Below are 16,418 nucleotides of genomic sequence, written 5' to 3' on the forward strand. Positions count from 1 at the left end.
GTGGTTGTGCGAGTGTGGTCAGCGACTCTGTGGCTGGGGGGGCACCGCTCCTCTTGTCCCCCCCCCCGGCGGGGGGGGGGGGGGGGGGGGGGGGGGGGGGGCGGCCCCCCCCCCCCCCCCCCCACGCCACTCGCGTGGTCATCGGGACCAGCATCCCTGGGGTTCAGGCAGAGGTCACTGCCGAGAAGGTCCTGCAGAACAACGTGAGCGGGCGCGGTCTGCTCAGCCGTGCGGAGAATCTGGTCTCCGGGATCCCGGAGCGGGTTCCCGCGTGGGAGGACGAGCTGGACTCTCACCGGCATCAGCTCGAGCAGCTGCGAGGTGGATCCGGGGCCAGCTTCGACCGGGCCGAGGAACTGGCCCGGATGGAGGAGGAGTTCACACGCCTCGATGCAGAGATCAACGGGACTGATCTGAGCGAGGAGACCGAGGCGGAGCCGGTTTCCGGCGAGGAGCTGCTGCGGATCATCGGCTCCGATGAACTGAGCCATGCCGGAGGTCCGAAGGAGGGTGACGTGATCAAGCAGTCGAACACGTTCGCCACGGTGGCTGTCACTCAGGAGACCGCCGAGGCACCTGCGGAGGTCTTCACCTATGACGCCGATGAGTTTCCGGACCGTCCCAGTGATGAGCAGCTGCGCACCAGTGAGAGCTGCCAGAGGCTGAGTCGGCATCCGGAGCCAGCGCTGATCTCACGCCACTGGGACCAGCTCACTGAGTTCGAGCGCGCGGTCGGTCAGGTGGACCCAGACGCCGAGCGGGTCGTGGAGGCCTACCAGCTGGGCCGATACCCGGTCGGGACCCCGGTCACGGTGCGTTCCAGCTCCGGAGAGGGGTTGGTCGACGCGGTGATCAAGGAGAAGGGACCACGGGGAGCGACGCTGATGGACGCCGAGGGTCGAGAGCTGGAGAGGTTCAAGGACTACTCGGCCGGTCGGACGATCGTGCGCGGGATCGCAGAGCAGATCGCCAAGGAACGGCAGGACTCGGCGGAGCGGGCGGCGCGGCGGGCCAAGGAGCGGTCCCCGTACCAATTCATCCCCGGTGAGGTGCTGGCGGAGGATATCGAGTCCTTCGGTCGAGCGGGTGATGTGGTGGTGTCGAGCCCGAGTCATCGGTCCCAGGCCCTGGACCCTGAGACTGGGCAGGTCCGTGACTACAGGGGGTATCCGTCTCCTGGGGAGTACGAGACGTTGCCGCCGGCGTATCTGACAGGTGAAGAGATGGAGGCCCTGTACGGGGTGCGGTCTCTGAGGGTGCGGGCTGATGAGCTGCGCTGCGGCGACGTCGTGGAAGCTACCCAGATCCATACCCAGGGCACGGCTGGGCAGAAGGTCCAGATCGTGAGCCGGACTCCGATGGCCTACTCCGATGACGCCCGGATGGAGTTCACCTACCGTCCGGTGGAGGGAGGAGCCAATGAGGAGGGGAGGAAGAAGGCCTCCACGGTGGTAGAGGTGCTCGCCCGCACCACGGGGGCGCTGAAGGCTCAGGAGCGTGCGCGCCTGTACTGGCCCGATCGGGAGCAGGCGGATGTGCGAGGCCTGAGTCCGGCAGATGCGGGCACAGCGGTGACGTTCCTGCCGGCCGATGGGGTGCTGGCCCGTGAGGGGACGGTGGAGGTCATCACAGACGGCTGGGCGAATGAGGAGACTGTGGTGATCTCCTCACCTGGCCAGGACCGGGTGTACGCCGACCGGGCGAGCGGGACCGTGGTCCAGGGACGGGCCGAGATCCGGGAGCTGTACACCGAGGGAGAGCCCCAGAGGCCGGTGGCCACGCCAGGAATCGAGGGCCACGACGTATCACCGTCGATCGACCCGGAGGCCGCCCCTGAGTTGTTGCAGTCGGTCTCCGTGCCGCCGGCACCGGGAGGCCCGGCCATGGCGTGAGCATTTTCGAGAATCAGCGGAGAAGCTGAAGGGGGTCCAGGAACGTGAAGTTCCTGGACCCCCTTCGCGCCTTCGGGCAGCGGAGGGCGGACAGATCAGCGCTTGGCCATGGCCCACACGGGGGCGAAGTCCTTGCCGAACCACTGGGTGATCGGACCCAGGACAAGCAACGCGATGATGATGCTCAGAACGGTGGCACCGACCTGGTTCGTGGGATCATGCGCCTCGAAACGCACCTCCAGTGCACGGTAGAGGAGCATGAGCGGAAGTATCCCAGCCATGCCCGTGAGCAGGAACCTGTCCCCGGTGAGGAGATCGACGGGCTGTGCGGCTTGTGCTCTGGGTAGGGCGGGGTCACCGGAGAGGTGGATGCGATGTCGGTGGGTGCTCCAGAGGATGATCCTCGCTCGAACCGCTCCGACGAGTCCCATGGCAGCCAGCAGCACGAACATCAGGAGCGTGACGCCATGGGGTTCGTCCGGCGTTGAAGCGATTCCCGTGAGGTAGAAGGCCGTTGGGACTACGAGGAACAGGGTGTAGAACCAGAAGAGGGCCTTGAGGGACCGTCGTGAGTTGGTCAGAGCAAGGGGTCGTGATCCCAAGACTGTCCTCCGGCGTCGTGGCGGTCGCTGATGGGACCAACGATACGGTTCCTTCAGTCAGTTCCAAGTGGGGTCGTTCTCGGCGGCGTGGCCCAGGTCGGTGCCGGTGAGCTGGTCCAGGGCGATGTCGTCCCACATGCTCGGGTCGGTCTCATCGACGGCGGGGACTCCCGGTGAGGGGACTTGGCCGTGGTCCGGCTCGTCCCAGCCGCTCAGCAGCGATGGTGAGTCGATCTGCTCGCTGGCTTGGGCGGGGGCGGGTGGTGTGGCGGCTTCGAGGATGTCTGCGGGGGTGATGTCGGTGCTGTAGTCCTCGATGAGGGCGTCGAAGTGCTCGGTGTCGATGGGGGAGGGCTCGTCGAGTGAGTCCCAGGGGTCCTCGGGCATGGGTCGACGGGCGGCGGCGATCTGGGCGACGGCTGCCTGGTAGTAGCGGTTCAGGTGGTCTCTCTGGTCTGGTGGGACACCCAGCGGGGTATCGGAGTCGGTCTGGTTGGAGACTGCGCGCCAGAGCAGGGTGGCCTCCAGGGCTGTCTGGCGTTTCTCCGGCAGTGAGTGGGCTGCCATCTCGGTCCACCAGTTGGGGGCGCTCTCCTCGACGTCGGCGCAGCGGCGCTTCAGCTCAGCGGAGAGGTCGGTGTTGAGCTTGGTCAGGGTCCGTGCTTGGTCAGGGCGGGGAGTGGTGATGGGCTCGAGCATGTTCCCGGGGCCCGTGCGGGCCGGAGTCGCGGACTGGCAGTGGTTCAGGAGGTCCGCTACGGTCGGCGCTTCCTGAGGGGCCGTCTCCTCGATGGACACGGGTCCGGGCGGGGGCGTGGGTTCCGGTGGGGTGTGGTTGGTGGCGGGATCGGCGGAGACCAGCCGCGACCAGTCTGGATCTTGCTGCAGTGAGGTCAGCGCGTCCTCGCCGTAGCGTTCGCGAATCCAGTCTTGAGTGCGGCTGGTCCGGGCAGCCCAGGCGAGGTAGGTGTGCTCGTGGACCATGCGACCCAGGTCGTTGGCCCATCCGAATTCGGCGTCGCGGACCTCGTGGGCGCTGCGCTCGGCGCTGGAGGTCTTCAGGATCCTGGTGATGACGTCTTCGGGTTTCTTGGGGCCAGGGGTGGGAGACATCATCTTCCAGGGGTCGGGGTTGTCGACTTCCTCCTCGGGGTTGGGCAGTGCGACGTAGGCGTGGTTGGCGTGTTTGCCGCGAGTCATCGCCACGTAGAACAGTTCCCGGGGCAGGGTCTGGCTGATCACGGAGTGCGCGGTGTCCACGGTGACTCCCTGGGACCTGTGGGCGGTGGTGGCATAGCCGAGTTCGACGGACTTGGCGAGGTAGTCGGCATCGAGGGTGATGGTGCCTTCGGTGGCCTCATTGATGGCCTGTGCGGTGCCATTGCGACGGATCTTGGTGATGGTCAGTCGGGTGCCGTTGGTGATGAATGCTCCTGTGGAGTCGCGCAGGCGGCGGTTGTTGCGGCGGGCGAGGATGACGTCACCGGTGCCGGCGAACTGCTCGTTCTTGAGGTTCACGGTGCGTTTGACGTCGACTTCGCCGGCGGCCACCAGGTCGGCCTGGGCGCGGCGGTCGAGGTCATCGACGGTCTGGTTATCCGCAGCGATGAGAATGGATTTCTTTCCGGCGGTGCGGTCCGCCAGCCAGGCGGCGTAGGCGGTGTCGGCGGGATCGGTGTCCGCGTCGCCGTGGATCCTGCCGTTGTCGCAGTACGTGGTGATGGCCTCTTCCCGGCCTTCGCGCAGCTGCAGGGATGCCGCGCTCTCCCATGCGTTGCTGAACCGCCAGATGGTGTCGAGTCGGGCGGGCTCCTGGGTGCGGTCGATGAGTCCGAGGAATCCTCCGGCGTCGACGGCATCGAGCTGTGCGGGGTCTCCGACCAGGAGGACCTTCGCTCCTGCGGCGTCTGCTTGGCGAGCGATCTCGGTCATCTGGTCGGTGGAGATCATAGAGGCTTCGTCCATTATGATCAGCTGACCAGGGCGCATGGTGTAGCGGGCCTGGGTTGCGTAGTCCTGGGCCAAGGAGGCACGGAGCCGTTCGGCTCGTGCGGCCTGGGCGCTGGTGGGGTTGACTGTGGGGATCTGGGCGAGTTTGGCCTCGTTGTGCGCGACCCAGCCGGCGCGGTCGGCTGCGCCGCGCCCCACAGACTCATAGAGCCACTTCGCGGTGTTGTCGGTGGGGGCTCCACCGATCTCATCGCTGAGCACCCCGGCGGCCACGGCGCTGGGGGCCAGCCCGATGACCGATCCGGGACCGTTGTCTTGGGTCCAGAGTTCGGCGATCGCGGCCATGGTGGTGGTCTTGCCGGTCCCGGCGGGGCCGATGATGGCCTCGAGTCCGCTGGTGGATCCCAGCACCCGGTGAGCTGCTTGGGCCTGGTCGGCGGACAGCTGGTGCCCGGAAGAGGTGCGGACCTCCTCGAGCCGGGTGGCCAGGGTGCTGGGGTCGAGCTGGGGTCCGGTGTCTTGGGCTTGCCGCGAGAGCAGGTAGGCCTCGTCGTCGAGGCGCTGTTGGGTGGTGAAGACCCCGGAGACGTCGCGGTGGTCGAACGCGGAGCGGCCACGGGTGCTGATGGTGGGGTCCGTGGTGTCGGGGGCGATGGAGCGGGTCTCAGTGAGGGAGACGGCCTGGGATTCAGCGATGTCGAGGACCTGGGAGACCAGCTGGTGGCGTTCGTGGTGGTCCCGGCAGCGGACTAGGCGCAACACTCGTTCGGCGGAAGCGATGAGATTGGCGCGTGTGAAGGTGGTCCGGCGCTGGGCGGTGTCGGCCAGGGCCCACCGGCCGAATGTGTGCATTATCTCCGGGGTGAGCATGTCGGGGGTGATGGCCTGATCGGGGTGACCGGTGGCTGCGGCAACTACGGCGTCGGGGCTCTGGCCGGTCAGCGCAGTACGGCGTCGCCACTGGATCATCTTCTGAGCCAGGGTCGCGTCGTCCTCGGTCTTCGGGGTTCGGGTCATCAGAGTGGCCCGTTGACGGATGGCCAGCAGCTGACCGGCGGTGGGTTTGCGCCCGGTCTTGGTGCGGTGTTCCTGGACCAGTTCGTCGGTGGCCTGTTCGATCGCGAGGCTGCGCTCGGAGAATTCGGTGATCAGTTCATCGGGGACACCGGCGAGTTCGACCTTGGTCGAGGGTTCAATCCGGTCAGCGGAGGCGATGAGTTCTCCGCGTATGGCGGCCAGGGCGGGGTCCTTGGTGGTGCGGGACTCTGGCAGTGCGCCGATGTCTTGGTGGAGTGCGTCGAAGAGCAGGCTGTTGTAGGTCTCGGAGATGGCCACGACGTGACGGTGCAACGTGTAGGAGTCGATGGTGACCCATTGGCCGTCTGCTTCGCGCTGGACCCGGTTGGAGATCACGGCGTGGGTGTGCAGCTGGGGGTCTCCTGCGCGGGAGTCCCAGTGATCGAAGAGGCTGGCCACGAGGCCGGTGACTGGCACGTGGGCAACACCTGCGTGGCCGGCGCGGGACTGGATCACGTGTGCCTCGGTCCAGGCCAGGGTCTGCTCCATGGCCTTGTGGTGCGCGTCCTGGATGCGTTTCTGCAGCTCGGGTCCGGCCAGGGCCCAGGCCACGGAGACAGATTTGGGCGCGCTGAAGGTCAGGTCGAATCCGGCGACCTTCTCGCGGGTGTCTTTCGCGGCCGCACCTGTGGGGGTTTTCGCGTCGGTGGGGGCTGCGCGTTTGGCTGCGGTCATGGTTCGGCCGAGAGGTTGTCCGGTCTTTGGGTTGGTCAGGTCCTCGTAGAGGCGCTTGGCGTCTCGGCGGGTGACGGTGGCTCCGGTGGCCATGCCGAGTCCGGCCAGTCCGGAGCCGTGCCAGCGGCCGGGGGGTGCTTGGGTTTCGGTGTAGTAGCTGGTCATGTCCCGGGAGGCTCCTTGGCCGTCTCCGACGGCAGCGGAGTTCAGGTAGTAGTCGATGCTCATCTTGGAGATGCTGACGGTCACTGGGGGTGTCCTCCGAGGTGGTTGGTCACAGGGGGGCCGCTGTGGCCGGTCACATGGCCGGTCATCTGAGCGGTCATCTGGCCACGGTGCGGGCTGTGCTGGTGGTGGCCGTGGGGTTTCCGGTGCTGGGTGGTGTGGCTGCGTGCTGGTGCAGGCGGTCACGAGCCTTCGCCCAGAAGGTGAGGATGGCCGCGTCGTGTGGTGATGAGGGGTGGCCGGTGACCGCGTGGTGCAGGCGGGTGGCGAGGTCGTCCCAGTGGCCGATGACGGTGGCCATGAGGTGGTGGCGTCGGTCGGCTTCGATGAGCATTTCGGCCAGGTCGTCCCTCTCGGCGCGGAGCTGCTGGTAGGCGGCTTGGCCGGTGGCCAGTCGGTCTTTGAGCGCACGGAGTTCCTCGGCCATGTCCTCATAGCTGGGGGTGGCCGTGGCTGAGTGGCTTGGCCGGTGGCCACCCTGTCCGGTCACCTGTCCGGCCAGGTGGCCGGTCAGGTGGCCGGTTGCGGGGTTGGCCGTTGTGGCCGGAGTCTGGCCGGTGTGGTGGCCATGGTGGCCGGGGGTGTGGTGGCCGGTGGCCGCCGGGGCGGACAGGGCGGCCAGGTGTTCTTTGGCTTGGGTGAGCTGGTCTTGGAGGGCTCGGGCTCGTTGGCCTTCACGGAGTGCGATGCGATCGACGCGGCGGCGTTCGGCATCGAGGTCTCGGCGGAGGGCTTCGACGGTCTGGGTGCGGGCGGCGAGCTGTGCGCGGAGCTTGCCTATCTGGGTGGTCTGGCGAGCGAGTTGGCGGGCGAGGGTCTCCACATGGGTGTGAGGGTTTCCCGCTGGGTCGGGGCTGCGCCGCTGGCGGCGTTTCTTCGCGGTCTCTCGGCAGCGTGGGGAGCAGTAGAGCCGGCTGCTGCTGGCGTCTGCCGGTAGGACGTCGTGGCAGCAGGCGCACCGTCGGGGCTGTGCTGTGGGGGTGGGTGCGGGCTGGTCCGTCATGCCACCGATTCGTGCTGGGGGTGGGGGCGCGTATGTCGGACCGGGGACAGATGTCCCCGGTGTGCACCTTGGTGCCAGAGGTGTGATCGGAATTCCTGGGTTGTTCTCGTCGGTGATGAGTCTTCTGTGGTGGTGATGCTGCGGGTGGTGAGGGGCTGTCAGGTGGGTGTGGGCTGGTCAGGTGGGTGTGCTGGGTGGTTGTCCTGGAGGTGAGGCTGTTCTGTAGGGCTGGTGGTTCTGTAGGGCTGGTGGTTCTGCTGGTGCTGGTGTTGGTGATGAGAGGGCGTGGGTTGGTGGCGCTGACCGTTAGGGGTGTGGAGGGTCTGGTGGTGGTCGATGTGGGGTGGATCGTTCGGGGTGGTGGTGCGGGAGGACGGCTGGGTGAGGGTCGGCAGGGAGCAGAGATGGTCGCGTGGCCGTGGGTGTTCCGGGGGTGGCTGGCCGGTCGTGGGGAGTGGTGTGGCTGGCCGGTCGTGGGGAGTGGTGTGGCTGGGTGATGGCCGGACACCAGTGTGAGTGTCCGGCCATCTGGGGTGTCTGGGAGGTGGCGGCGGTGTCCGGACACCGCCGCCAGTGGCCGGTCATGGCGGCAGGTGTGGTGTCCAGGTGCGGGGGCTGGCCGGTGGCCGTGGGGTTTCCAGGGCAAGGGGTCCGAGGGACGAGGACCCCGCGGCAGCGCTTCGGGGTGGTGGCCGGCTGGGTGTGGCCGGTGGCCGTCGGGGTGACCACGGGGCCGTGGCCGCGATGAGTGGCCCTTGACTGATTGAGGTGACCACAGCACCACAGGTGCCAGAATGGCCGGCCACCCGTAAGGGGTGACCGGCCATCGGTGAGGGGTCGGGGCGGAGACGTCTGTGGTGTGGGGTGGCCCGAGTACGACGGGCATCGGAGGGGCACGGGCTCCGGTGGCGGGACGTCTGAGCGTCAGAAGAGCGTGGGGGCGTCCGGGTCTCCGACGGCGAGGATCGATGCGACTCGCTCCGGGACCCACCCATGGACGCGGACTTCGTCCCGCAGCTTGCGCGATCGCTCAGCCATGACGGCCTTCGGGACTCCCCGAAACCGCGCTGCGGAGCCGTTGCCGTCGCGCCCTTTGAGTCGCCGGTCGACCATGTTGTCGATTCGGTCTCCGGCGGCGAGGTGGTCAGGGTTTACACAGATGGGGACGTCGCAGGTGTGCATGAGCTGGTCGATGTCTGTGAGGTCGATCCCTTCGGTGATGGCGTAGCTGTACCGATGGGGGCGGACCATTCCGCCCGGTCCCTCGTGGAGGTAGAAGCGGCCATAGCCGTCATCGGAGAGTGCCCCGGTCCAGATCCAGCAGGCCGGGCCTGGGCCTTTGACGACCTTCGACCAGAAGCGTCGGTGCTGCTTCGCAGCGGTGTCATCGACCATGGCTCCTGCCTGTCACCAGTTGTCTTCGTCCAGGCCGTGGGCTGACGCCAGTTGCTCGAACTCGGTATGGAGGCGACTGGCCTCGTTTCGGAGGGCCTGAGCCCCTGCCGCGTTGTCCATGTCTTGGAGCCGCTCTGCGTCCATCTCGGCCCGCGCGCGGCGGGTTTCCAGGTCTGTGAGCTGCTGCTCCAGTGCTTCGCTGATCATGTCAATGCTCCTTGTCGAGGTCAGTGGCGGGGATGTTGAAGGGGCATCTGGGATCCGTCATGGGCTGTCTTCTGTGATGATCTCCACGACCGTACTGGGGTCGTGGACCCGGTGCGCCGCGATGGCTTGCCCGATAGCTAGTCGGTGGAGTGTGGCGGGGAGATTCTGGGTTGCGGCGGTTGCAACGGCCGCGTGGAGGCTTGAATCGCGCAGGTAGGTGCGGACGTGTACGGCACCGTCTCGGTCTGGGTTCGAGAGCTGCCGGAGAGCGGCTGTACGTGTGGCTTCTACAAAGCGCTCACGCGTGGTGAGGAGATCGACGGCACGAGCGCGGGCCTCGGTGCTGATTTGGCGCTGCTGGGTCTCCCACCGATGGATGGTCACCTGGGTGACCTCAAGCAGCTCAGCCAGCTCGGGCTGGGACATGCCCAGGGCTTCCCGGCGGAGCCTCAGCTCCGGTCCCGTGAGGGGTTCGGAGCGGGGTGTGTCGCTGGTGGTGGGTGCTGGTGTGTGGGTCACGGGGCTCCGGGGGTCGGGCTGAAGATGCCGCCGGGGCATTCTTCGCAGGTGGAATGAGCGCTGGAGGTCGCGATCCAGTCTGCCAGGGGTGTGATGACGTGTGTGGCCGTCGGGTTGGTGCGGATGTTCCAGGCCAGGTAGAAGCCGGCGTGGTGGTCGCAGGTGGTGACGCCGTTCTGGTCGATCCAGATGCGGCGCTCTGGAGTGATCTGGTCGCCTGTGACGGTGGGGACCAGTGCTGGTGTCGTCGGCTGAGATGTCATGGGTTCCTCCTCGGGAGGGTTCGGGGGTCAGAACAGGGTGGGTTCGTAGACGAGTGGGCGGTCGTGGGCGGTGTCGCCTTCGCTGGAGGCTCGTTTGGCGTGCTGGCGGGCGGACCACGCTTCGTGCCACTGCCTCCAGGGCTCGCTGTGAGATGCGATGTGGACCAGGTATCCGGAGGCGACGCCGTGCAGTCCGGTCGGGTCGTCGGCTTTCCAGATGGGGTAGCTGTAGACGGCGTGGTTGTGGCAGATGGTGAACACCTCATGCGGTGCGTCATCGCACGAGTGGCCGCCGTGCGTGGACGCGTCCGGGTGCGGGCAGGCGTAGCTGGCCCAGTGGTTGGCGGGACGGTCACAGGTGGTTCCGATGGCGAGGGTGCTGCGGCGGTGGTCGTCCTGTGGCCACTCGAGGGCTGGGCCTGTGGTGGTCAGCGTCCCCCACTGGCAGGGCAGATCGGCGCCGTCGTCGGGTGGGGTGGGAAGAAGGTCTGTGATCCTCATCCTGGCCTCCTGTGATCGCTTGTGCTGCGGATAGCGGGCTATCCTCCGCGCTAGTGGTATTAGTCTATACCGGCAGATGGTATAGGGCAATACCGGCATGGCGGGTGAGTTGTGTCAGAGGTGAGCCATAGACTGGTCCCGCCTCATCAAGGTGCGAGTGATTCGGGCCCCCGGGTCTGGCCGTTGCAGCGTCCCTCTCACGCTGGCCAGTCCCGGGGGTCTTCTCATGCCCTCACCGTGCGCCTATGTACCCACATGTGTTACACTAGAGGTATCTGGAGGGGAGAGGGACGATGACCTACACGATCACCAGCCGGATGGGCCGCTACAGCGAGAGCGACGACATCACCCACATCTGGGAGGCCACCGACGAAGGTCAGGTCATCGGCGCTCTCTACGTCACCACCGACACCCAGGAAGTCGCCCAGATCGAGGTCGACGCCGACCGTCGCCGCGAGGGCATCGCCACCGCACTCTGGGAGGCCGCCACCGCCGAGATGGACGTCTTCCACGCCTACGAGGCCCACCGCACCCCCGAGGGCGCAGCATTCGCCCAGGCTGTCGGCGGCGAGGAGATCGAGACCTGCGAGATCTCCCACTGCTACTGCACCCAGGACTGAGACCCGCGAGAGGCTGAGTACCATGCACGCCACACGAGCAGACGTCATCACCCACATCACCCAGGCCATCGAAGCCGCCGGATCCCCGGTGGACGACGCGGCAGCCGAGTATGACCTCGACGGCATCGCGGACGCCACCTTCGAGTACAGCGCAGAGCTGCAGGGTTTCGTGCAGACCGTCGACACCGAGGGCTTCTGGGCGGCCGTCGAGGCCCACGCCACCGAGGAGGCGTGACGATGAGTGCCGCTGACGAGCAGATCGACGCGATCATGAACGCCCACGCTGCTGTCGCTGATGCTGAGCGGGAGGTCTCCGAGCGGGTCGCCTACCGGGCGCATCTGGTGCGGCAGGCCCTCGACTCCGGGGTAGGCGCTCAGCCCATCGCTGACGCGCTCGGCGTGGCCCGCCCGAGGGTGTACCGACTGGCCAACCCGGGCAACCGATGATGGTCCGCCTGTCGAAGCGGAAGGACGCCCGCGAGGTTGAGGAAGCGATCCTCTCTCTAGGTGATGAGATTCACCAGATGACCAAGGCCGAGATCGGTGAGCGTCTGGGCTACCTGGAGGAGCGTATCCGGCTGGCGATGCGCCGCATGGAGATCGAGCACGACGGGCACGCCGCCCACCCGAAGCAGATCCCACACGGCACACCGAGCGGCTGGTCTTGGCACAAGTGTCACTGCGAGGTGTGTGTGGAGGCGCGGCGGGAGTACAAGCGCGCTGAGCGGGTACGACGGCTGGAGGGCTTCGACCCCGACGAGTACGAGCATGGTCGCACCGAGACCTACCAGGCCGGGTGTGACTGTGAGCCGTGCGCGGCGGCGATGCGGTCGTACCTGTCGGCGCGCAATGACCAGTCGCGGCGGACGGCGAGGCGGCACACCGCTCCATGGACCGGCCCGGATGTCGAGTACGCGATTCGGGACGATATACCTCTGGCTCAGATCGCCCGCGACCTGGGGCGCACCTACGCGGCCGTGTCGAATGTCCGGAAGGCCGTGGCGGCGGGGGATCACCACTATTTGGAGCTGCTGGGTCGGGCCTGAGTGCACAGAAAAGCGCCCCGCCTGCCACTCGGTAGACGGGGCGCATCATGTCCTCAGGCCGTATCGAATATCGTCGTGGTCTCATTGCAGAGGTGCCCCTCGCCCCACGCGGCATAGAGATGACGGTCAAGATCGAGGTGCCATGATCCCCGGTCCTGGGCTATTTGGTGGGCACTGATTCCGAGGCAAGACGTCCGAGGAACGAGGACGTCGCGGCAGCTGATCGGAGATGAGATCCGCCTCAGTGGACGGGATCGCGCGTGGTGCTCATCGGCTCATCCAGGTGTAGTCCCAGACGACCAGACAATCCGTGTCGTCCGGATTCTCGGTGGTGGTGAGCGCCCAGAACCGGGTGGAGCCTGTGGCGGTCCAGCCAGATTCTGCCGCCCATCCCCATTCAGCGTTGAGCTCGACGCCGTGGTCTTCCTCGTGACCCTCAATGAGGGTGATCTCGGTGAGAGCGATCGCCTCGTTCTGGACTGCGGCATCCCATTCCTGGCCTGCCGGCATCTCGGGTGAATAGACCTGCTCCGCCCGGTCGGGGTGCATCAGATAGGTGGCGCGTTCCTCGGCGTCGGCTTCACTCCAGTCTTCGGCAGCGTCCCAGGTCTGCATGACCGTGACCGCTTCGATAGCCAGGTCGACAGGGTCCTTCCAGCAGTAGTCGCGGGGCTGGGTCGCGCCGAGGGGGAGGTCCTCGTGGTCGGGGTCGATGTTGTAGTCGACCATCCCCAGCGCAGTCTGCTCCTGTTCTTGTGGCTGGTCGTCTTCTGTGGCTGGTGAGGATTCTGAGGTGGAGCTGGCCTCCTCCGGTGACTGCGGCTGTGCTGTCTGGGGCTCGTCGGCACCGGTGGGGTCAGTGTTGAGCACCTGCTCGGACTGGCAGGCGGCGAAGAGAGCGAGACCGGTGATGATGGCGGTTGCGCCAGTGACGCCCAGTGCGATTCGGCGGTAGCGGACAAGTTCGGGGTGCGGCATCAGAGGATTCCTTTCTCGCGAAGAATGGGCTCGGGGTCGATCGCATAGTCGTAGCGCTCCCATATCTGGATCCCGTCAGGGGTGTCCGGGGTGGTGATCGTCAGGTGGAGGTGATCGCCGCTGGAGTTACCAGTCGTGCCGTGGGTGCACAGCGCGTCTCCGGTGGAGACCTGGTCACCTTCCTCGACGGGGAAGGAGTCCCGTACGCAGTGATGGTGCTGGAAGTACATTCCGGGCTCCTCGACCTGGCGGGTGACGATATAGGCCCCTTGGTAGCCGTTGTATCCGATCTCGATGACTTCGGCATCAGTCATCGAGCGGACGGCTTCGCCTGTTGCCGCGTCGTTGAAGTCGAGACCGTAGTGGAAGGTCACGTACCGGTTGCATTCGACCTCCTCCGAGTCGGGGCAGGGACGCGGACCCCACGGGCTGGCCAGTGTCGAACCGGGCAGCGGGTGGATCCATTCACCATCTCCGAGGTTCGCCAGAAGGTACTGCACGTCAGCGCAGTCGCTGGCTGGCGCGGAGGCCGTGGTGGCGTCCGTGTCGTCGCCGTCGTCGGCAGCGTATTTCTCAGCAAGGCGGGGGATGTCCCGGACGTAGTTGGCGACTCGCGGGCCCGTGGGGACCTCCCAGCCGGCGGACTGAACGCGTCCAGCTCCCGAGTGGTACCCGGCCAGAGCGAGGGTGATCTGGCGGTCGTAGTCCCCGTCGGCGGCATCTTCCATGAAGTCCATCTGGTAGCCCATATAGCGGGCTTGGGCGGCGATCGCGTCGGACGGGTTGAACGGGTCGCCGCCCTCGCCCCACTCGGCCCAGGTGGCCGGCATGAACTGTGTCAGACCCTGAGCGCCCTTCTCGCTGACCGCATTGGGGTCCCAGGTGGATTCGGCTTCGATCTGGGCAGCCAGGATGCTGATGTGCACCCCCGATTCGGCTGCAGCGGCCGCGAGGTCCTCTCTGAACTCTTCGGGGATCTCGTCAGATCCGGCGAGGTCAGGGTTGAGGCAGCTCGCAGATCCAGTTCCGGCGGTCTGGTCGTCGGGGTCCTCCTCGGGGCCGATGATGGCTACCGCCACCACCCCGAAGACAATGAGGATGACGAGCAGGAAGGCTAGGATGCCTCCTCCGATGAGGGCCGCTGCGGATTTCATGTCAGCTCCTGGTCAGGTGCCGTATTGGCTGGGTCGTTGAGGGATCAGAGGTCACAGGCGGATTCGTCGTCGATCTCGCCGTTGCTGTGTCCGATGATCTGGCCGTCGGCGTCGAAGTAGGCCTCGATCTGCCGGGGGCCCTCGATGACGGGATCGCGAGAGTCGCTGATCCAGGCCCAGCAGACCGCCATCGTGTAGCCCTCGCGACCGTCATGGTTTGTAGACGGGGTGATGTCGGTGAGCCAGGGGTAAGAGACGGCATCATGGCCGGCGTGGGTGTCCCAGCTTGGGCCCTGGTAGTGGCTGGGCTCGCGGGTGGCCATGGCATCAGCTTTTCGGGGCAGCATCAGGGACGCGGCGCGGGTGTAGGAGTCGAGCTCGGAAGAGTCTTCGGTGGTGTCCCAGGTGGTCGTGGCCAGGGCGAACTGCGCTGCCTTGTCTTCGTCGGTGTCGGCCGGGGATGGGGAGTCCGGAATCTCGATCGCCTCGGGGGTCAGTTCTGAGAGGTCCTGCAGGCTAGGTTCCTGGTGCTTCTGAGTCTCTGCCTCGGGCTCCGGGGCTGGCGTGGATCCGCAGGCTGTGATGAAGCTGGCGGTGAGCGCGGCAATGATGGCGGGTGCTGTGAGGTGGCCTCGCATGGTGTGGTTCCTTTCCGTGCGGAGTGGAGCTTTGGGGTCGTCTGGGTGTAGATAGGAATGTCCCCGCCACCTCGGGAGGTGGGGTGGCGGGGACATCTGGGATGCAACGGTCGGGATCAGCTGCCGTTGCCGGCGCGGCCGCGCAGGATTCCGAAGAAGTAGATGAGTCCTGCTGCAAGGGCGAGGAAGATCCCACCGATGATCGCGGCGATCGAGCCCGCGCTGAGTGTCCGGTCGACGTCGGCGGCACTCGGGGACTCCGAGTCACTGGAGTCCTGACCCTCGCCGTCAGCCGACGGTGTGGGCTCAGGCTCCGACGTGTTCGTCCCGGACTCCGACGCGCTGGGGCTCGGCTCTAGCGCCTCGTGAGGCTGGATGGCGTCAGCATCTGATGACGATTCATCATCGCTCTCGGCGGGCTGCTCCAGTGCCTCGATGGGCCCTGAAGCCTCCAGCCCCGGGTCGGTGTCGGGCTCAGAATCTGATCCTGAGTCCCAGGTCAGGTCATCGTGCTGTCCAGTGGCAGTCGGGATCTCGGAGTCACGCCAGTCCAGATCATCAACGGTCCCAGGGTCCTCGGCACCGGAGGCCTCCAAAGTGGACTCCTCGACGATCTGGGTGGATTCGTCGTCCCCATCGTCCTCACCGCTTTGTGGCTGCTCGTCCTCGGTGTCTTCGGGCCGTGCGTCCGGGGCGAGGGGTGTGTCGTCATCCTCGTCCGGGGACGACCCACGATCGGGGGAAGCGACCGCTCCGGGGACATCATCGGACGGCCCCGGATCACGGACGCCTGAGGAAGCATCCCCGTCGGGTTCCGGGTCTGACTCCGTCTCGGGTTCCGGGTGCAGGGCGTCCTCGTCGGAGTCGTCATCCTCATCGTCATCCTGGCCGGGAGGAATGATGGGCGGATCGACGGGAGGCTCCGGGACCACTGGCTGGTCTTCCTCCTCACTCGGCGGCTGCTCGGGCTCCGGCTCGGGCTCCGGCTCGGGCTCGGGTTCCGGCTCGGGTTCCGGCTCGGGCTCGGGTTCCGGCTCGGGTTCCGGCTCGGGCTCGGGTTCCGGCTCGGGCTCCGGCTCGGGCTCCGGCTCGGGCTCCGGCTCGGGCTCCGGCTCGGGCTCAGGTTCGGGTTCAGGTTCGGGTTCCGGCTCGGGCTCGTCATCCTCGTCTTCGGGCGGCAGCACCGGCACGGAAATCGTGGTGGTCCACGTGTCGCCGTCAGGGCCGGTGATCGTCACATCGTGCTCTCCGGGAGGAAGCAGGGTAGTGAAGTCGGCCGCGTCGACGGAGAGGCCGCCGTCGTCATTGGCCTCGACGTTTGTGTCACCCAGCGGGAGACCGAGGGTGCCCCCGCTGACGGACACGTTGTACGACTGACCGGGCTGAAGGCCGGAAGCAGTAATGGTGGTCCCGTCTGCCCCGATTTCGACATCGTCCTCGTCAGAGTCATCGTCGTCAGAGTCATCGTCGTCGGAGTCGTCCTCGTCGGAGTCGTCCTCGTCGGAGTCGTCCTCGTCGGAGTCGTCCTCGTCGGAGTCATCGTCGTCTGGTTCGGGCTCCGGCTCGGGCTCCGGCTCAGGTTCCGGCTCCGGCTCGGGCTCAGGTTCCGGCTCCGGCTCGGGCTCAGGTTCCGGCTCCGGCTCGGGCTCAGGTTCCGGCTCCGGCTCGGGCTC

The 16,418-nt window shown here is 66.8% G+C and carries 17 protein-coding genes and 1 pseudogene; 6 read left to right on the forward strand and 12 right to left on the reverse strand.

The features are described 5' to 3' along the window. Positions 1–134 precede the first annotated feature (134 nt). Positions 135–1,892: a hypothetical protein gene (locus SD455_RS16095; protein WP_445508697.1), complete on the forward strand. Its 1,758-nt coding sequence runs from the start codon at positions 135–137 to the stop codon at positions 1,890–1,892. A 95-nt stretch (positions 1,893–1,987) separates the two neighbouring features. Here the strand turns inward: SD455_RS16095 and SD455_RS16100 are convergent, their stop codons facing one another. The 3 genes from SD455_RS16100 to SD455_RS16110 form a co-directional block, all read right to left on the reverse strand. Then, positions 1,988–2,152 carry a hypothetical protein gene (locus tag SD455_RS16100; RefSeq protein WP_445508698.1) on the reverse strand — a complete coding sequence of 55 codons (165 nt, stop codon included), beginning with the start codon at positions 2,150–2,152 and terminating at the stop codon, positions 1,988–1,990. 399 nt (positions 2,153–2,551) lie between these two features. After that, positions 2,552–6,445: a MobF family relaxase gene (gene mobF, locus SD455_RS16105; RefSeq protein ID WP_445508699.1), complete on the reverse strand. Its 3,894-nt coding sequence runs from the start codon at positions 6,443–6,445 to the stop codon at positions 2,552–2,554. Between the two features lie 73 nt (positions 6,446–6,518). Next, complete coding sequence (locus tag SD455_RS16110; RefSeq protein WP_445508700.1) at positions 6,519–6,848, reverse strand: hypothetical protein; 330 nt, start codon at positions 6,846–6,848, stop codon at positions 6,519–6,521. 42 nt (positions 6,849–6,890) lie between these two features. On the opposite strand from SD455_RS16110, the gene SD455_RS16115 reads away from it, so the two are divergent. Further along, positions 6,891–7,358: a hypothetical protein gene (locus SD455_RS16115; protein WP_445508701.1), complete on the forward strand. Its 468-nt coding sequence runs from the start codon at positions 6,891–6,893 to the stop codon at positions 7,356–7,358. A 990-nt stretch (positions 7,359–8,348) separates the two neighbouring features. On the opposite strand, the gene SD455_RS16120 is transcribed toward SD455_RS16115, so the two are convergent. Genes SD455_RS16120 through SD455_RS16140 form a run of 5 tightly spaced genes read right to left on the reverse strand, consistent with a single transcriptional unit; the run spans position 8,349 to position 10,309 of the window. Next, positions 8,349–8,819, reverse strand: a complete 471-nt coding sequence (locus SD455_RS16120) for a hypothetical protein (protein ID WP_445508702.1) — start codon at positions 8,817–8,819, stop codon at positions 8,349–8,351. A 12-nt stretch (positions 8,820–8,831) separates the two neighbouring features. Next, complete coding sequence (locus SD455_RS16125) at positions 8,832–9,026, reverse strand: hypothetical protein (protein WP_445508703.1); 195 nt, start codon at positions 9,024–9,026, stop codon at positions 8,832–8,834. 57 nt (positions 9,027–9,083) lie between these two features. Continuing rightward, complete coding sequence (locus SD455_RS16130) at positions 9,084–9,584, reverse strand: helix-turn-helix transcriptional regulator (RefSeq protein ID WP_445508704.1); 501 nt, start codon at positions 9,582–9,584, stop codon at positions 9,084–9,086. Next, a complete protein-coding gene (locus tag SD455_RS16135) occupies positions 9,542–9,808 on the reverse strand; it encodes a hypothetical protein (RefSeq protein WP_445508705.1) in 267 nt (88 codons plus the stop codon). The genes SD455_RS16130 and SD455_RS16135 overlap by 43 nt, the downstream gene beginning before the upstream one ends. A gap of 27 nt (positions 9,809–9,835) precedes the next feature. Beyond that, a complete protein-coding gene (locus tag SD455_RS16140; protein WP_445508706.1) occupies positions 9,836–10,309 on the reverse strand; it encodes a hypothetical protein in 474 nt (157 codons plus the stop codon). 293 nt (positions 10,310–10,602) lie between these two features. On the opposite strand from SD455_RS16140, the gene SD455_RS16145 reads away from it, so the two are divergent. From SD455_RS16145 to SD455_RS16160, 4 genes are all read left to right on the forward strand, one after another. Continuing rightward, positions 10,603–10,929 (forward strand): GNAT family N-acetyltransferase, encoded by a 327-nt coding sequence (locus SD455_RS16145; RefSeq protein WP_445508707.1) that lies wholly within the window; start codon positions 10,603–10,605, stop codon positions 10,927–10,929. A gap of 22 nt (positions 10,930–10,951) precedes the next feature. Further along, positions 10,952–11,164, forward strand: a complete 213-nt coding sequence (locus SD455_RS16150) for a hypothetical protein (RefSeq protein ID WP_445508708.1) — start codon at positions 10,952–10,954, stop codon at positions 11,162–11,164. Between the two features lie 2 nt (positions 11,165–11,166). Beyond that, the gene (locus tag SD455_RS16155) at positions 11,167–11,376 is read left to right on the forward strand and encodes a hypothetical protein (RefSeq protein ID WP_445508709.1); all 210 of its coding nucleotides are present in this window, start codon (positions 11,167–11,169) and stop codon (positions 11,374–11,376) included. 77 nt (positions 11,377–11,453) lie between these two features. Beyond that, positions 11,454–11,975 carry a hypothetical protein gene (locus SD455_RS16160; RefSeq protein ID WP_445508710.1) on the forward strand — a complete coding sequence of 174 codons (522 nt, stop codon included), beginning with the start codon at positions 11,454–11,456 and terminating at the stop codon, positions 11,973–11,975. Between the two features lie 267 nt (positions 11,976–12,242). Here SD455_RS16160 and SD455_RS16165 read toward each other — a convergent pair whose 3' ends face one another. The 4 genes and pseudogenes from SD455_RS16165 to SD455_RS16180 form a co-directional block, all read right to left on the reverse strand. Beyond that, entirely contained in the window at positions 12,243–12,953 is a 711-nt protein-coding gene (locus tag SD455_RS16165; RefSeq protein ID WP_445508711.1) for a hypothetical protein, read from the reverse strand. Next, positions 12,953–14,107: a transglycosylase SLT domain-containing protein gene (locus SD455_RS16170; RefSeq protein ID WP_445508712.1), complete on the reverse strand. Its 1,155-nt coding sequence runs from the start codon at positions 14,105–14,107 to the stop codon at positions 12,953–12,955. The genes SD455_RS16165 and SD455_RS16170 overlap by 1 nt, the downstream gene beginning before the upstream one ends. Positions 14,108–14,151: 44 nt before the next feature. After that, positions 14,152–14,745 (reverse strand): hypothetical protein, encoded by a 594-nt coding sequence (locus SD455_RS16175; RefSeq protein ID WP_445508713.1) that lies wholly within the window; start codon positions 14,743–14,745, stop codon positions 14,152–14,154. 116 nt (positions 14,746–14,861) lie between these two features. After that, positions 14,862–16,418: pseudogene (locus SD455_RS16180) on the reverse strand (hypothetical protein); the annotation flags it as partial.

The sequence above is a fragment of the Nesterenkonia sp. K-15-9-6 genome (genome assembly GCF_052656005.1).

What these genes read in the sequence shown, in the direction of transcription:
- SD455_RS16100 (WP_445508698.1), bottom strand. Translation starts at nt 2,152, where the DNA reads ATGCTCCTCTACCGTGCACTGGAGGTGCGTTTCGAGGCGCATGATCCC.
- SD455_RS16110 (WP_445508700.1), bottom strand. Translation starts at nt 6,848, where the DNA reads ATGGCCGAGGAACTCCGTGCGCTCAAAGACCGACTGGCCACCGGCCAA.
- SD455_RS16120 (WP_445508702.1), bottom strand. Translation starts at nt 8,819, where the DNA reads ATGGTCGATGACACCGCTGCGAAGCAGCACCGACGCTTCTGGTCGAAG.
- SD455_RS16125 (WP_445508703.1), bottom strand. Translation starts at nt 9,026, where the DNA reads ATGATCAGCGAAGCACTGGAGCAGCAGCTCACAGACCTGGAAACCCGC.
- SD455_RS16130 (WP_445508704.1), bottom strand. Translation starts at nt 9,584, where the DNA reads ATGCCCCGGCGGCATCTTCAGCCCGACCCCCGGAGCCCCGTGACCCAC.
- SD455_RS16135 (WP_445508705.1), bottom strand. Translation starts at nt 9,808, where the DNA reads ATGACATCTCAGCCGACGACACCAGCACTGGTCCCCACCGTCACAGGC.
- SD455_RS16140 (WP_445508706.1), bottom strand. Translation starts at nt 10,309, where the DNA reads ATGAGGATCACAGACCTTCTTCCCACCCCACCCGACGACGGCGCCGAT.
- SD455_RS16145 (WP_445508707.1), top strand. Translation starts at nt 10,603, where the DNA reads ATGACCTACACGATCACCAGCCGGATGGGCCGCTACAGCGAGAGCGAC.
- SD455_RS16150 (WP_445508708.1), top strand. Translation starts at nt 10,952, where the DNA reads ATGCACGCCACACGAGCAGACGTCATCACCCACATCACCCAGGCCATC.
- SD455_RS16155 (WP_445508709.1), top strand. Translation starts at nt 11,167, where the DNA reads ATGAGTGCCGCTGACGAGCAGATCGACGCGATCATGAACGCCCACGCT.
- SD455_RS16160 (WP_445508710.1), top strand. Translation starts at nt 11,454, where the DNA reads ATGACCAAGGCCGAGATCGGTGAGCGTCTGGGCTACCTGGAGGAGCGT.
- SD455_RS16165 (WP_445508711.1), bottom strand. Translation starts at nt 12,953, where the DNA reads ATGCCGCACCCCGAACTTGTCCGCTACCGCCGAATCGCACTGGGCGTC.
- SD455_RS16170 (WP_445508712.1), bottom strand. Translation starts at nt 14,107, where the DNA reads ATGAAATCCGCAGCGGCCCTCATCGGAGGAGGCATCCTAGCCTTCCTG.
- SD455_RS16175 (WP_445508713.1), bottom strand. Translation starts at nt 14,745, where the DNA reads ATGCGAGGCCACCTCACAGCACCCGCCATCATTGCCGCGCTCACCGCC.